Raw genomic sequence first — 14931 nt, 5'->3', positions numbered from 1 at the left:
GAATATTGTCGGCATTGCAAGATGGGCATAACGATGATTATGTTATCAGGTAAGCGTGCCCCCGACATCTTATTCGGTGCGGCGGCACAGTTACCGGAAGTGGTTACCATCATACTCTATTTCAGCGATTTTGCTAATGACAAAGCCAGCCATCGCCAAAACCGGCAGCGACAGCCCAAACGGCCGCCACCCCGACCCCGCCGTCCGGGGGGGCAACCTTTGCCCCATCGGATTCAAAGGAGCCGGCTCGTTTGATATCGCCGCCTACTGCCGCCGCATGGAAGAGCTGCTCGGCGACCAGGAGGGGCCGGCCCGGCTCTTCTGGCAGGCCCTTTCCTTTGCCGTCACCGCCCATCAGGACCAGCGCCGCAAGTCCGGCGAGGCCTACATCAGCCACCCACTGCAGGTGGCGCAGATCCTGACCGAAGAGCTGGACGTCCGCGACCCCAAGATTCTGGCCGCCGCGGTGCTGCACGATACCATTGAAGATGTGCCGGAGATCACCACCGTCACCATCGGCGAGATGTTCGGCAGCGACGTTGAAGAAACGGTGGAGGCCTGCACCAAGATCGCCAGTTTTGCCGGCGATCGGCAGAATTTTTACAAGCTGGTCCACCGCAAACTCTTCTCCGGGGCCGCCGCCCGCCTGGAGGTGATGCTGATCAAGATCGCCGACCGGCTGCACAACCTGCGCACCCTGGACTCCATGCCCCGGCACAAACGCCAGAAGATCGCCGAAGAAACCCTGGATATCTACGCGCCGCTGGCCAAGGTGATGGGCCTTTATGCCATCAAGCGCGAGCTTTACAACCTGGCCCTAAGCTACAAGTTTCCGCGCCAGAGCCAGAAGGTCAACGCCAAGATCAAAAGGCTGGCGGCCAGCGAGGTAATGCAGGACGTTAAACGCACCCTGGAAGAACTCTGCCGCCAGTCATGGGTTACCGCCGATGTCCGGATCCGCCCCAAAGGGCTGTGGGCCTACTTCGACCCCGGGCCAAAGGTGCTGCACAAGAGCATCAACCACCCCATGGAGGTGGAGATCATCGCCGATGATATCCAGAACTGCTACCGCACCCTGGGGCTGATCGACCAGACCTACCCCCCGATCCCCAGAACCATCCGGGATTTTATCGCCAACCCCAAATCCACCGGTTACCAGAGCATCCATGTGCGCTGCAATGTCAAAGGCTGGCACGTGCTGTTCAAGATCCGCACCCCGGAGATGCAGAACTCTTCCCGGGCCGGCCTGCTGCGGGGCTGGACCAGCCGGGGCAACGGCGAGGCCGCCGCCCTGACCCGCGAGGTCCGGGAGATGTTCGACCTGATGGGCAGCGATGACAGCAGTTCCTACCGGGACATGATCGCCGTCAGCAGCAGCAAGGAAATCTACACCTACACCCCCAAGGGCGCCCTGATGGTGCTGCCCAAAGACAGTATCGTGCTGGATTTTGCCTTCAAGGTGCATACCGACATCGGCAAACGCTGCGTCAGTGCGATGATCGGCAGACAAAAGGTGGGCCCGGAAAAGGTGCTGCATGATGGCGATCAGGTCAGTATTGTCACCCGCAAGGAGGCGGTGCGCTTCGAGCCGGGCATTCAGCAGCTCTGCCAAACCCCCAAAGCCCGGGCCGAACTGGCCAAAATGTTTCGCCAGCGCCGCCTCAAGCTGGCTTTGGAGGTGGGGCGCTCCATTGTCCACCAGGAGTTGAAGCGCTACGGGGTGCCGCTGGACATTCTGGAAAGCGCGGGCATGGGCGACATCCTCGCCTATTTCCGGGAAGAGAACCAGGAGGAGTTGTTCCAGGCGGTGGGTGAGGGTCGACTGCGCCTGCAGGAACTGGTCTTTGAACTAATCGAAGGGCTCTACGCCGACCGCCCCACCCTGCAGCCGCCCACCGGCACCCTCAACCGGATATTCCTTAATACCCTGGATCCGGCCTGCATCAAATTTTCCCGCTGCTGCAACCCGGTACCCACCGACAAAGGGCTTTACGCCCTGCTCAGTGAACGGGGCCTTTCCATCCATCGCAAGGAATGTCAAACCATGGCCAAGCTCAAGGTCAAGCGGGAAGACGTGGTGGAGGTGCGCTGGAGCCTGAAGGCCACCAAACTCTACAAGGCCCAAACGCTGCTGATTCTGGCCGCCCCCTCCCGCAACCGGGTACTGATGATGCTCAGCGTGGCGCCGGAAGAGATGCAGATCACCGATATCGAGCTGTTGAGCCGTCACAGCAACGCCAGAACCTCGGCCTGGCAGATTCACTTCACCCTGGAGAACCTCCAGGGGCTGAAAAGCCTGCTGCAACACCTGACCAAAACCGGCCTGCATTACGAGTTCGTCTTGGAACACTGACCCCGGAACTGAACCATGCCCCAACTAATCGCCTCGTGGCTTGAGGAACTTGGCCTGTCTGAATCCCTGGTGGCCGTAGCGGCCCACCTTGGCGCCCTGCTCATCTTCCTGCTGTTGGCCTTCTTTTCACTTTGGGTCGCCCGCCACTGGCTCTCGCCTGTACTGAAAAGCTTCAGCACCAAAAGCGCCTCCGACTGGGGGCGGGTGCTGGCCGAGAAAAACTTTTTTCACCGGCTGGCCCATCTGCTGCCGGTATCGGTACTCTATTTCACCATCGACATCTTTTTTCCCGACACCGCTTCCGGCGAGGTTTTCCGCCGGCTACTGCTGATCGCCTTTGTCCTGGTCGGCCTGCGCAGCCTCGATGCCCTGCTGCAGGGGCTTAACCTGATCCTGGCCCGCCACCCGCTGGCGACCGGCAAACCCATTAAGGGTTACACCCAGGCCCTGACCATTATCATTTATGTGCTGGCCGGTATCTTTGTTATCGCCATCATTACCGATAAATCCCCCTGGGGCCTGCTGACCTTAATGGGCGGGCTGACCGCGGTCATCCTGCTGGTGTTCAAGGACACCATTTTAGGCTTTATCGCCAGCGTACAGCTTTCCGCCCACGACATGGTCCGGGTGGGCGACTGGATCTCCATGCCCCAATACAACGCCGACGGTGATGTGGTGGATGTCAACATCCACACCGTCAAGGTACAGAACTGGGATCGCACTTACGCCACCATCCCCACCTACGCCCTGGTTTCCGACGCCTTCACCAACTGGCGCGGGATGCAGGAGTCCGGTGGCCGGCGGATCATGCGTGCGCTTTACATCGACATGAACTCCATCGGTTTCTGCACCCCGGAGATGCTGGTCAAATTGTCGGAAATCGAACTGCTGCAGGATTATATTGCCAACAAAGAACAGGAGATCCAGGAGTACAACGCCGGCCATGTAAAAAAAACGGACAACTGGGTCAACGGCCGCCACCAGACCAACATCGGCGTATTCCGCGCTTATGTGACCAACTACCTGCGGCAGCACCCCAAGATTCACCAGGAGATGACCTTCCTGGTTCGCCACCTGCAACCCACCCCCCAGGGCCTGCCCCTGGAGATTTACGTCTTCAGCCGCGAACAGGCCTGGGCCGTTTACGAGGGCGTACAAGCCGACATCTTCGACCATCTGCTGGCCGCCCTGCCCCACTTCGGCCTGCGGGTTTTTCAGTACCCCTCGGGCTTTGACCTGCGCAACGCCGGCTTCAAAGCCGAAACGCTGCAGGCCGCGAACGAAAAAGTTTTCTCCTTGCCCGACCGGGCCAAATAAGTTATAAAGCCCCTTTCAGTACAAGCACCCGTAGCTCAGCTGGATAGAGTGCCGGACTACGAATCCGTAGGTCGGAGGTTCGAATCCTCCCGGGTGCGCCAGAAAAAAACAAAGGGAAATCAGGCAACTAAGCTTGATTTCCCTTTCTCTTTTGGTACCACAAATTCTTCAAAAATAGCCATTTAAGATGCGACCAATTCATCCTGGAGAGATCCTGCGAGAGGAGTTCATGGTTCCTTTGGGGCTTAGCTCCAGCGCTCTTGCGACGGCTTTACGTGTTAACTCCCCCCGAATCAATGACATCGTGCGAGAGCGCCGAGCCATCACCCCCAACACCGCCATGCGCCTGGCTCGCTATTTCGGCACCACCGCACAATTCTGGCTGAATTTGCAAACCTCTTTTGACCTGAAACAGGCCGAACTGACAGACGGCCAGCGCGTCAAGAAAGAAGTACAACCGTTAGCCAAGGCCGCTTGATGCCTTTCCTCTTGGAGGCAAAGGGGTCTGACCCCTGTGCCATGTCGGTGCGCTCCGTTTTCAAGCTCATGACTGCCGACTCCGATTACGCCGCGCAGATGCCGTAGCGCGGGAGGATTTTGCGGATTATCGTGTAGCGGTGGGCCAGCAGGGCGTCGTGGAAGAGTTTCCAGTCGCTGCCCAGGAAGGAGGGGTGGTAGGGAAAGCGGTCTTTTTGCCGGTCTTTTGCTTTGCGGGTCTGCAAGGCTTCGTATTTCCATGATTTCAACCCCTTGGGCCGATAGTCCAGCGTTACCGGCGGAAAATCGAAGTAGCCTTCTTTGATCCGGGTCAGCCATTGCCGGTGGCGACTAGCACCATCGGGTTCCGTCAGGTTTTGCAGCAGGTTATTGATTTTGTCCCGGGCCTCGTTGGGCAGGCCCGGGGGTTGGGCATCCGCGTCGCCGATCCGGAACCGCTGCATGGCCTTGCACATGGCATGGGCGGCGGCGCTGAACTGTTCCGGGTTGTCCCGCTTGATGAGCTGGCCCTGGTGGTCGCGGTAGCTCCACTTAAGGTAGGGGCGGTCGGGGTGGCTCAGCGCCGCGCCGTGCCCCAGCGGCAGGGCGCCGCCCACGAAGCTGCTGGTCGCGTCGTTGAAAATATCGCCGAAGAAACGCCTCAGCCGTTTTCGCAGTTCGGGGTCCGGCTTGCCCTGCCGGTTGAGGGCCGCGATGTTGTTGACCTGGTGGCTGACGCCGGCAAAGCCCTGGTGGGACCAGGTATCGGCGTAAACGTGCATGGCGATTCCCAGGCGGTGCAACCCGTGCAGGCTGTCCCGCTGCCGGATGCACTCATTTAGCATATCGTGGGCCACCGGGCTGTCCGGGCGGCATATGATCTTGTCGATGAAGGTGCCGTCGGGGTTTTCCCCGGCCCGCTTGCCGCCGTTGCCCGGCAGGAAGTGAAAGGGAATCCAGACATGGCGATTGGCCATTTGCCTGAAGTTGCGGTAGTCAAAGGTTTTATGGGCAGAACTGGACCGCTGATACATGGCCCCGTTGGTAAAGGAGATGGTGCCGCTGTTGGTGGCGTCATCCACATACTGCGAGCAGTAAGCAACAACCGCCGCATCCCGATGCCCGAACCCGGCATAACGGGCAATAACGTAAACCGTGCCGTGATGAAAGTCGATTTGCATGGCGGCCTCCTTTTTGCCTTGCCCCCTTTTCCTCTTGGCAACCACTCACAAAACGGCGTCCAGCCCTTTGCGGTCTATGAGGCTTAGGAGTTTCAGGGATGGGCCGCTGGGCTTTTTGTCGCCGATTTCCCACTTTTGGACCGTGGAGATGCTGGTATTGAGCACGGCGGCAAACACCGCTTGACTAAGGTGGGCCTGCTCGCGCAGGGATTTGATCCGCTGGGGAGGAATTTCCGCTATCTCAAGGTTGCACAGGGCATCGTATTCCTTCATCCGGCGTTTGGTGATGACCCCGGCTTTGTGCAGGCCCCTGGCGGTCTCGTGAACTTCCCGCAAGATGCGACTTTCACGCTTTTTGGCTGCCATGGCATTTCCTCGTATTCCTATCGCTGGCAAAGGCTCTTGCCTTGAAAAAACTCATGGTCCAGCGTATCACCTGGTGAGTAGGTTTGCCACTTTTTTCACACTTCTTCCCGATCATCGCCGGGCTCTTCGTCACACTCGGCTGGTTCGGGGGCTTGTTCGGTGGTGGCTGGGTCGCGGCGGTGGATTTTTGGGGGTGGGGGTACCCAGGCGCGGAGTTTTTGGCCGGCCTGTTCGTAGAAGTGGGGCACGGCCGTTTCCAGTTCGTCGATGAAAATTTTATTGCCGCCGAAGCGCCCGGCCAGATCCATCATGTAGAATATCTCGAAAGCATTGGGCGCCACGGCGCTGTTGGGCAAATCCAGCACCGCCGGGTCGGCCAGGACCTCCGCCAGCGGGGCCTGGGTTTCTTCGGCCCGGCCCGGCCGCAGGGCTTTGATGTACATGCCCTCGGGGTCCGCCTTGGCCAGTTGCCGGGCCAGCCAGTTGACCCGGGCGGTGGCCCGCTTCTTGTCCTGGGGCGCGGCCAGCTTCATGGAACAGATGATGGTCCGCTTGGTCAGGTCGGCCACTACCTCGACATCGGTGGCCGCGTTGGGGATTTCCAGGATGCATTTGAGGATTTTGTCTTTGGCCAGCACCTCGCAGTCGTCCTTGAGGCGGACCACCGGGTCGGTACTGTGGGCGCGGGGCAGCTTGAGTTTCACCGCCTCGCCCAGGCGGCGGCTCATCACCAGGCACAAGTCGCGCTGCTCCTGGTGCCAACTGGAGACGGTGTTTTGCACCTCTTCCGTATTCTTGCCCAGCAGCGCCCCGCTTTTGACCTTGCCGACGACATCCTTCCATTCCTTGTTCATGCTGGTAAAGCGGGTGATGCCGCTGGACTCGTGGCTGAGATAGCGCCTGACCTCTTCCAGGATGAAATGCTGATCGGCGGACTCGACGGCGTTCTGCTCCAGCAACAGGGTGGCCTGGGTGACGGTGTACATCCAGGACCAGTGATACAATCCGATACCCTTGACCAAATTCTTCGGCACCTTGACCGGATGATGGGTGGGCAGGGCCACAAACTGGTTGGAGACGGTGATTACCGCATCGATCTTGTTCTGCTTGGCGATTTGCAGGTAATTCCGCAACTGCTCCTCGTCGATGAGGGCGTTGCCGATCTTGGCCTCGATAATGGCCCGCCACTGATTTTTGCCGGTATGCAAAACCAGCAGGCCATCGGGGCGGTCGGATTTGGGGCATTTGGGTTCGGCCTGGAAGGCCACCTCCGTCCAGGCCTGGAGCGTTGCCCTTTTCCCGACCCGAATGCCCAGAGAAGCCAGCAATCGCCTGCCGGAATTTCTTGAAAAAGTATATCATCAAAGTGTATTCTCATGAAGAAATTATATTTTTTGAGGACACTATGGGCACCAACCGAATAGAGTGGACAGAAAGGACCTGGAATCCTACAATTGGATGCAGTCAGATCTCGCCTGGCTGTAACAATTGCTATGCTGAAGCCATGGCCAAGAGGCTCAAAGGCATGGGTACGAAAGGCTATGAAAATGGTTTTCGCTTAACACTTTTGCCTGACAGATTAAACGAACCATTATCCAGAAAAAAACCGACATTATACTTTGTTAATTCAATGTCAGACTTGTTTCATGGAAAGGTTCCATTTTCGTATATCGATCAAGTTATCAATGTCATTGAAAGATCTCCACAACATACGTTTCAGATTTTGACAAAACGAGCTAAGAGGATGGCTAATTATTTCTCTGGCAAACATGTTCCAGAAAACACCTGGCTTGGAGTGACTGTAGAAAACAAATCGCATGGCTTACCACGCTTGGACGAACTAAGAAAAATTAGCGCCTCAATCCGCTTTTTATCCATTGAGCCATTACTTGAAGATTTGGGTACGGTTAATCTAGACGGAATAGATTGGGTAATAGTTGGTGGTGAATCTGGCCCCAAAGCTCGACTTATGCAGAAAGAATGGGTTTGCAACATACGCGAACAATGCCAACTACAGTCTGTGGCGTTCTTTTTTAAGCAATGGGGTGGTTGGGGGGCCGACGGCGTTCGTAGGAATAAAAAGAAGAATGGACGTGAGCTTGATGGTCAGGTCTGGAATCAGACTCCAAAGATTAGTCGACAACATGAACCAATAAAAACAAGGATGGGTGGCACTTGGTAAAAGTTAACTACGAATGGCAGCTAGGTTGCCAACCACCTGTTATTCAGCAACATAGCATTGCCAAGCATGAAATTTTACGTGCTTATTTGCTAGCCTATCTTCGAACTTTGGTGTCGTCACCGGCTCAAGAAGTTTTTCGCTTGACTCTGGTGGACGGTTTTGCAGGAGGCGGCGTATATAAGCACGCCAAAAAAGGGGGCGAAATAATCGGATCACCCTTTGTCATGCTTCAGGCTGTCAAGGAAGCAGAGTTTTTGATCAACAAAGATCGTCATAAAAAAGTTAGATTTTTGGTAGACTATTTTTTTATTGAGCAAAATGTTAATACATTTGAAGTATTGAAGCATCAGCTTAACGAGCGAGGCTATGGCAAAAATATTGGAGATTCTATTCATTTGTTTAGATCGGACTTTTTGTCGGAATCAGAAAAAATTTTCTCATTCATTAGAAAAAAAGGAAGAGCTGCCAGAGCAATTTTCTTGCTAGACCAATATGGATACTCGGAAGTTCCGATTACGTCTATAGCGAATCTTTTATATACACTCCCTGGAAGTGAAGTTATATTCACATTTTCTGTAGATTCATTTATAAATTATGCTAGTGACAACGATTGCACAATAAAAGTATTGAATAAAATTGGTTTATCAAACTTGTTTCGTGACAAATCCATAGAAGAGATAAAAAAATCAAATTCAAAATGGCGTCTTTTTATTCAAAGTAGTTTGTATCAGCACTTGGTTCAAAAATGCGGGGCCAAATATTATACGCCTTTCTTCATACGTTCATCAAAAGGCCATGGTGACTATTGGCTTCTTCATTTTTCCCAGCAACCTCGCGCAAGGGATGTTATGACTCGTATTCACTGGGATAAAAACAATTATTTTATCCATTATGGCGACTCCGGTTTAGATATGTTTAATATGCTTGGCTATGATCCAAATAAAGATGAGGACTACACTGGCCAATTGAAGCTGTTTTGTTTTGACGATTCGGCGCAGAATAGTAGTGTGTCTAAATTGCAGGATCAAATTCCGCGTCTAATTTACCCTAATCCTGAAGGCGTATCGCTCAGCAATCTTTTTTCAGAAACGTGCAATAGCACTCCAGCATCATTGGATATTTATCGCAAAGCCCTTGGGCAACTTATAAAAAACAAGCAGCTAGAAATAGTAAGTCCGGATGGAAAAAGAAGGCGTTCGGCAGGTGCTATTCATGACAAAGATAGAATAATGCCACCACGTCAACGGCGTTTTATTTTTAATAAAATAGCAAAATAGTCTTTCAGACTTTATATGATCTTGATCCTACGCAAGCTTCCCTGTTAAGTCTGAACGTTGAGTTCTTCCCTTCTGTTAATGATCCCCATAATGGGGCCACCCTCAAGTGGCCATTGGGGGGGGAATACCGTGGCGCCGTTAACTGATCCGCAAGTGGCTCTCTCCATAAGGGTGATCATTATTAAGAACTACATTGATTGGCGGACATTTGTCGACCACGACAACCTACCGAAACCAAACGGTTTTACCACATACTCGGTGTTCGCCAGTCAGCGAAGGTTTTAATAACAAGAGCCAAACCGTTCAAATGGATCAAAAACGCTGCCACGATCATTGGTTCTGTTGAAAGAGCAAAAACAAATTAATGCACAGAACTAACCAACTGAACTTTCGGACTTGACCTAACTGGCCGTTAAAATGTTTTTATTTCTGCCATTTCCCGCTGGGGATAACAACATATGACAAGCTGTATCCATCAATACATTGATGATTCTTCGCACGGCATCTTCGGTGAGCTCACCGAGTTGCCGTATTTTGTCCAGGGCCAGGGTCATGATGCGCTGGAGCGCTTCGAGCAGGGTGATGTCCTGCATCTCCTCGGCACAGGCGTAGAAGAGGGAGCCCAAAGCCCGCTCATCGTTGTCCATCCGCTGCTGGAAGGAGAGGAAGCAGTAACGGATCATGACTATGGTGGCATGGGCGATCAGTCCGTCGAAATTCCGCATCTGCACCTCCTTTTCCAGGTTGAGGTAGTGCTTGACCACTTTGAACATCACCTCGATATCCCACCGTTTACCGTAGGTCTGAACGATCTCCTCCTCGCCGAGTTCCAGATCGGTGGACAACAGGGCCAGCCAGTTTTTGGTGCTGCGATGCCGGACGAAGACAATTTTGGCCGGCAAGCCACATGTCAGCTCCACCGTGGTGCTGGCCAGGATTTTGGCCCGCCCCGGTCGTTTGTGCAGGTTCCGGTAGATTTCCCCCACTCGCCGGGAAACACCCTGATGCCGGAAACGGATATTGGGCATGTCCTTCAGCATGCAGATCACTGGCCTATGCCGGTGCAGTTTCCTGATGATCGAGGGAAAGGCGAACCAACTGTCCATCAGGATGTAACCGAAGTCGATGCCGCTTGCCATGATCCGCTTGATCATACCATCCAGCAGATCGGTGGACTTGGTCACCGCCTCTTGCCGGCGCCGGGCAGCGCAACAACGCCGGTCAAGTCGTCTTTTCTCACCCCACAAACGTTTCTCCGGTTCACGCGAAGAAAGCAAGGCAAAGTCCACCGGCAAGGTGTTGTAACCATCCGACCAGGCCATGGTCAGCAGCTTGAAGCCCCTGGTAAACCGTTTACGGCAGTTGTCACGCACCCTGGCCAGCAACTCCACCTTGCGGGCATGGGGCCGTTCGTAGGTGCTGTCGTCGATGATCAGCACCTTCCGTTTTGGCTCCTCGGTCAGCAGGGAGAAAACGGTGGCGATTTTGGCCGCCAGTTGCAGCAGCAGCCGGCGCCAGTTGTAGTTGGCCCCCTGCAGGAGGTCATAGGCGGCGTCCTTGCCAAAGCCCTGCTCCCGTTCCACGATTCCGCGAAAGAAGTTCTCCTGGTTGAAGGCCAGCATGAAGATGGACTTCAGCAGCCGAACCGGCGAAGCGCCCCGCAGCTTACGGATACCCGCCCGGTTGAGCAGGGTGCCGAGGGAGAAGTTGTCAAAGAACTGATCGACTTTGCTGTTCAGTTGCCTTACTGCTTGCTGTTCTTGGCTGCCCGTGATATTTTGCATTCACGCCTCTTCTTTTTGATTTTATTGAGTTTTTGGCAATTCCCAATATATCAAAAAGCAAGGGGCGTTTCACGTTTTATTTAGTTAAATCAGGGCTTTGAGTTTATTTTTTTCTCAAGTCCGAAAGTTCAGTAACCAAGCTGGACACTAGGCTAGTGCTCTGTATAAGGTAGGTCAAAACCTATCGCTTGCCCCGGCGTGGCGAGCCACTGCCACAGCTGTTCTTGACTTAAGCGACCTTGACACAGGCGTAAAAGCCCTTCTCCTAAGTCGTTAGTTTCAACAACACTCAATCTTCCACTGCCGGTTATGGCCATTGGTACGCTTGGATCGACACCCGGATGGCAAAGAGTTATGCAGAATGTGTTTCTGTGGCCATGTATTTCAGCGGCTGCAAGAACCTCTGTTGCTCCATTATAATTAACGAGATTATCACCTTTGCGTGATTTTAGTTCAAAAATTAGTGGTGGGGAGTTTTTGAGTTTAATAAGATAGTCTGGCGCTCCTGTCTTAAAACTATCATCTATCCGCTCAAATACGACACCGAGGTGAACTAAGATTTTTTCAAAGACCGCTTCGAATTCATCTCCACGGCTCAAATAAAATTCATCTACCAAACTGACTTCTCGGCACCCTTTGGCTCTTTCAAGGTGCCGAGAAGCAGCTCGCGCTCTTTCCTGCGCTTTCCAAGTTCGACTTCTATCTCTCAACCAATTTGCTTTTAATATTGGTTTTGGCTTTGCATTCGCGAATACTTCACATCTAACCCTATCAGCATCTGTAGTACCTAACATCAGTTGTTCAGGACGTGTGTACCCATTATTGCGTAAGCCGAGAATATCTTCACGACTAAGCTGGAATTGCTCCCCTGTTTGATTTAGGGCATTCATCCAAAGTATATCGTCTGGTAATCCACTAGAAACCCGAAAACTCAATCGAGTAATAGCTCGCGGGAGTTTCCTTAGCGATGTCAATAAATCTGGCCTCCCCCTCAAACTTAATGGGCGCAAAGGGTCGGGAATTCTTGAATCAGAGGCAGCTGAAATAATTGATACTATTCCTTGCAATGCCCATCCTAGATTCCGATACATATCAAGCAACATGCCAGCTCTTAGGCTGCTGTGAACCTTCTCTTGGTCAATCAATCTCGCACCGTTAATCCAATCAAGAGCAACTTGGGCAGAATTTGTTGATATTGGGTCTGCGTACCAGTTTGCTTCGAGGAGGTCGTCAGCATACAAACTGGCATCATAGATTTGGTCACGAAGTGGCCATGGCAAGAATCGTGACTGTTGACTTCCGCCAAACGCGTGAAATTCTGGAGTTGAAAAAGAGGCTGCGAATATTAAATAGGCAAAACGAGCAATATTGTTATCTTCTACAGGGTAACTTAACAACTCAGCAAGGACTTGTCCCTTGCGGGAAAAATAATCAAGAAGTATGACTGCGCTTTGTGGTTTGAATCCAGAATGGGCGACTGCTTTTCCAACCGGAGTGGCAATAATTCTTTTGTCCATCATTTCCGCTACCATGCTGCTCTCGATTAGAGCATTAATAGCTTTGTCAACCAGAGAAGGCCAACTCTTAAAGTTAGTTAAATTATAATCTGAACTTTCGGACTTGAGAAAAAATTAACTCAATGCCTTGATTTAACTAAATAAAACGTGAAACGCCCCCTTGCTTTTTGATATATTGGGAATTGCCAAAAACTCAATAAAATCAAAAAGAAGAGGCGCAAATGCACAGTATCACGGACAGCCAAGAACAGCAAGCAGTAAGGCAACTGCACAGCAAAGTCGATCAGTTCTTTGACAACTTCTCTCTCGGCACTTTGCTCAACCGAGCGGGTATCCGCAAGCTGCGGGGCACCTCGCCGATTCGGTTGCTGAAGTCCATCTTCATGCTGGCCTTCAGCCAAGAGAACTTCTTTCGCGGGATCGTGGAGCGGAAGCAGGAATTCGGCAAGGATGCCGCCTACGCCCTCTTGCAGGGGACTAACTACAACTGGCGCCGACTGTTGCTGCAACTGGCGGCCAAAATCGTCACCGTTTTCTCCCTGCTGACCGAGGAGCCAAAACGAAAGGTGCTGATCATCGATGACAGCACCTACGAACGGCCCCATTCCCGCAAGGTGGAATTGTTGACCCGGGTTCATGACAACTGCCGCAAGCGGTTTACCAGGGGATTCAAGCTGCTGACCATGGCCTGGTCGGATGGTTACAGCACCTTGCCGGTGGACTTTGCCTTGCTTTCTTCGCGGGATCCGGAGAAACGGTTGTGGGATGAGGAAAGGCAGCTTGATCGGCGTTGTTGCGCTGCCCGGCGCCGGAAAGAGGCGGTGACCAAATCCACCGATCTGCTGGATGGCATGATCAAGCGGATCATGGGCAGCGGCATCGACTTCGGCTACATTCTGATGGACAGCTGGTTCGCCTTTCCCTCGATCATCAGGAAACTGCACCAGCATCGACCGGTGATCTGCATGCTGAAGGACATACCCAGTATCCGTTTCCGGTATCAGGGTGTTTCCCGTCGAGTGGGAGAGCTCTACCGGAACCTGAATAAGCGGCCGGGCCGGGGCCAGAATCCTGGCCGGCGCCACGGTGGAACTGGCGAGTGGCCTGCCGGCCAAAATTATCTTTGTCCGGCACCGCAGCACCAAAAACTGGCTGGCCCTGTTGTCCACCGATCTGGAACTCGGCGAGGAGGAGATCGTTCAGACCTACGGTAAGCGATGGGACATCGAGGTGATGTTCAAAGTGGTGAAGCACTACCTCAACCTGGAAAAGGAGGTGCAAATGCGGAATTTCGACGGGCTGATCGCCCATGCCACCGTAGTCCTGATCCGCTACTGCTTCCTCTCTTTCCAGCAGCGGATGGACAACGATGAGCGGGCTTTGGGCTCCCTCTTTTACGCCTGTGCCGAGGAGATACGGGATATCACCCTGCTCGAAGCGTTCCAGCGCATCATGACCCTGGCCCTGGACAAAATACGACAACTCGGCGAGTTCGCCGAAGATGCAGTGAGAAGGATCATTGATGTGGTGATGGGTACCGCTTGTCATATGCTGTTATCCCCGGCGGGAGACGGCAGAAATAAAAACATTTTAACGGCTAGTTAGGCCAAGTCCGAAAGTTCAGTTATAATCTTCTTCGCGAAGCCCACTAAAAGATGTACAAACCAATTTCTTAACATCATCACGCGTATGGCATAGACCTGAAGCAACTAACTGAAGACTCAACTGATCGAAAGCAGCTGAACCAATTCTACATACAATAGGGGGGAGTGCATCTAATTCCAGATATCTTTTATAAGAGTCTGAAAACGATCCTGTTTCAGGGAAAAAAATTACTCGCCCCTCTTCATGGTCTGAGCCCATCCTACCGACTCGTCCAGCCATGTTGTGAAACTCCGCGGGATTTATTGGAAGATGCGCTCTTTCGTCGAAACTATATCTTTGCCATCGGTAAAATATTGCTGCACCTAATGGGAAATTGACTCCAGCAGCTAGGGTTGATGTAGCGTATACTACATCAACTTTTCCGTTTATTAAGCCATCTTCAACAATTTTTCTTTCCTCATCTGTAAGGTCAGTACTGTGAATCGCTATTCGATGTGCAAGTGCTTTCGAGAGAAAGGAATTGGATGTAGTAACGGGAAGATCTCCAAAATCTAATGGGACCTGATGACCTCTCTTAGCTATTCGATATTCCAAGTCAGCTGAAGCGAGTTCGTGAACATCTTGTTTTCTCATGCAAAATACAATTACAGGAAAAGGAGGCCGCGTTTGTTTTTCGAAATTCCTTATCACCTTAAGTACGTCAGGGGTAGCACCTGTCGGAAGAGATACATGTGTAATTTCTTCAGGTTTCGAGGTGATAACACTTTCTATGGGTTATAGTCAAATCTGGTGTATGGGATAACTGAGGAAAATGGCGTATCATCCAGGTTGATTGATCACCACGACGATCACAGCCAACACAGGAGGATACG

11 protein-coding genes, 1 tRNA gene and 1 pseudogene are annotated in these 14931 nt (G+C 52.7%); 7 read left to right on the top strand and 6 right to left on the bottom strand.

All coding sequences use genetic code 11. The annotated features are described in order from the left end of the window. Positions 1 to 136: 136 nt before the first annotated feature. The 4 genes from DAAHT2_RS13210 (at position 137) to DAAHT2_RS13195 (ending at position 4148) form a co-directional block, all read left to right on the top strand. A complete protein-coding gene (locus tag DAAHT2_RS13210) occupies positions 137 to 2353 on the top strand; it encodes a RelA/SpoT family protein (protein WP_013164774.1) in 2217 nt (738 codons plus the stop codon). A gap of 15 nt (positions 2354 to 2368) precedes the next feature. Then, complete coding sequence (locus DAAHT2_RS13205; RefSeq protein ID WP_013164773.1) at positions 2369 to 3670, top strand: mechanosensitive ion channel family protein; 1302 nt, start codon at positions 2369 to 2371, stop codon at positions 3668 to 3670. 24 nt (positions 3671 to 3694) lie between these two features. Next, positions 3695 to 3771 (top strand) — tRNA-Arg (locus DAAHT2_RS13200). A gap of 86 nt (positions 3772 to 3857) precedes the next feature. After that, positions 3858 to 4148: a HigA family addiction module antitoxin gene (locus DAAHT2_RS13195; RefSeq protein ID WP_013164772.1), complete on the top strand. Its 291-nt coding sequence runs from the start codon at positions 3858 to 3860 to the stop codon at positions 4146 to 4148. Between the two features lie 85 nt (positions 4149 to 4233). On the opposite strand, the gene DAAHT2_RS13190 is transcribed toward DAAHT2_RS13195, so the two are convergent. From DAAHT2_RS13190 to DAAHT2_RS13180, 3 genes are all read right to left on the bottom strand, one after another. Next, positions 4234 to 5328: a DUF6765 family protein gene (locus DAAHT2_RS13190; RefSeq protein WP_013164771.1), complete on the bottom strand. Its 1095-nt coding sequence runs from the start codon at positions 5326 to 5328 to the stop codon at positions 4234 to 4236. 45 nt (positions 5329 to 5373) lie between these two features. Beyond that, the gene (locus DAAHT2_RS13185; RefSeq protein ID WP_013164770.1) at positions 5374 to 5694 is read right to left on the bottom strand and encodes a helix-turn-helix domain-containing protein; all 321 of its coding nucleotides are present in this window, start codon (positions 5692 to 5694) and stop codon (positions 5374 to 5376) included. Positions 5695 to 5789: 95 nt separating this feature from the next. Next, the gene (locus DAAHT2_RS13180; RefSeq protein ID WP_013164769.1) at positions 5790 to 7022 is read right to left on the bottom strand and encodes a hypothetical protein; all 1233 of its coding nucleotides are present in this window, start codon (positions 7020 to 7022) and stop codon (positions 5790 to 5792) included. A gap of 77 nt (positions 7023 to 7099) precedes the next feature. On the opposite strand from DAAHT2_RS13180, the gene DAAHT2_RS14515 reads away from it, so the two are divergent. Together DAAHT2_RS14515 and DAAHT2_RS14510 are read left to right on the top strand one after the other, a co-directional pair. Then, a complete protein-coding gene (locus DAAHT2_RS14515; RefSeq protein ID WP_013164768.1) occupies positions 7100 to 7876 on the top strand; it encodes a phage Gp37/Gp68 family protein in 777 nt (258 codons plus the stop codon). Beyond that, entirely contained in the window at positions 7870 to 9153 is a 1284-nt protein-coding gene (locus tag DAAHT2_RS14510) for a three-Cys-motif partner protein TcmP (RefSeq protein WP_013164767.1), read from the top strand. Before DAAHT2_RS14515 ends, DAAHT2_RS14510 begins: the two co-directional genes overlap by 7 nt. Before the next feature lie 401 nt (positions 9154 to 9554). On the opposite strand, the gene DAAHT2_RS13170 is transcribed toward DAAHT2_RS14510, so the two are convergent. Both DAAHT2_RS13170 and DAAHT2_RS14770 read right to left on the bottom strand, forming a co-directional pair. Next, positions 9555 to 10937 (bottom strand): IS4 family transposase, encoded by a 1383-nt coding sequence (locus DAAHT2_RS13170; protein WP_013164045.1) that lies wholly within the window; start codon positions 10935 to 10937, stop codon positions 9555 to 9557. A 152-nt stretch (positions 10938 to 11089) separates the two neighbouring features. Continuing rightward, on the bottom strand, positions 11090 to 12457 hold the full coding sequence (locus tag DAAHT2_RS14770) for a hypothetical protein (protein ID WP_157861487.1): 1368 nt from the start codon (positions 12455 to 12457) through the stop codon (positions 11090 to 11092). 218 nt (positions 12458 to 12675) lie between these two features. On the opposite strand from DAAHT2_RS14770, the pseudogene DAAHT2_RS13165 reads away from it, so the two are divergent. Next, positions 12676 to 14059: pseudogene (locus DAAHT2_RS13165) on the top strand (IS4 family transposase). Between the two features lie 15 nt (positions 14060 to 14074). Here DAAHT2_RS13165 and DAAHT2_RS14505 read toward each other — a convergent pair. Further along, on the bottom strand, positions 14075 to 14692 hold the full coding sequence (locus tag DAAHT2_RS14505; RefSeq protein WP_083774458.1) for a helicase-related protein: 618 nt from the start codon (positions 14690 to 14692) through the stop codon (positions 14075 to 14077). Positions 14693 to 14931: the final 239 nt, after the last annotated feature.

The sequence above is a fragment of the Desulfurivibrio alkaliphilus AHT 2 genome, assembly GCF_000092205.1.
Classification (GTDB): Bacteria; Desulfobacterota; Desulfobulbia; order Desulfobulbales; family Desulfurivibrionaceae; genus Desulfurivibrio; species Desulfurivibrio alkaliphilus.
This window is presented reverse-complemented; position numbering and strand designations above follow the sequence as displayed.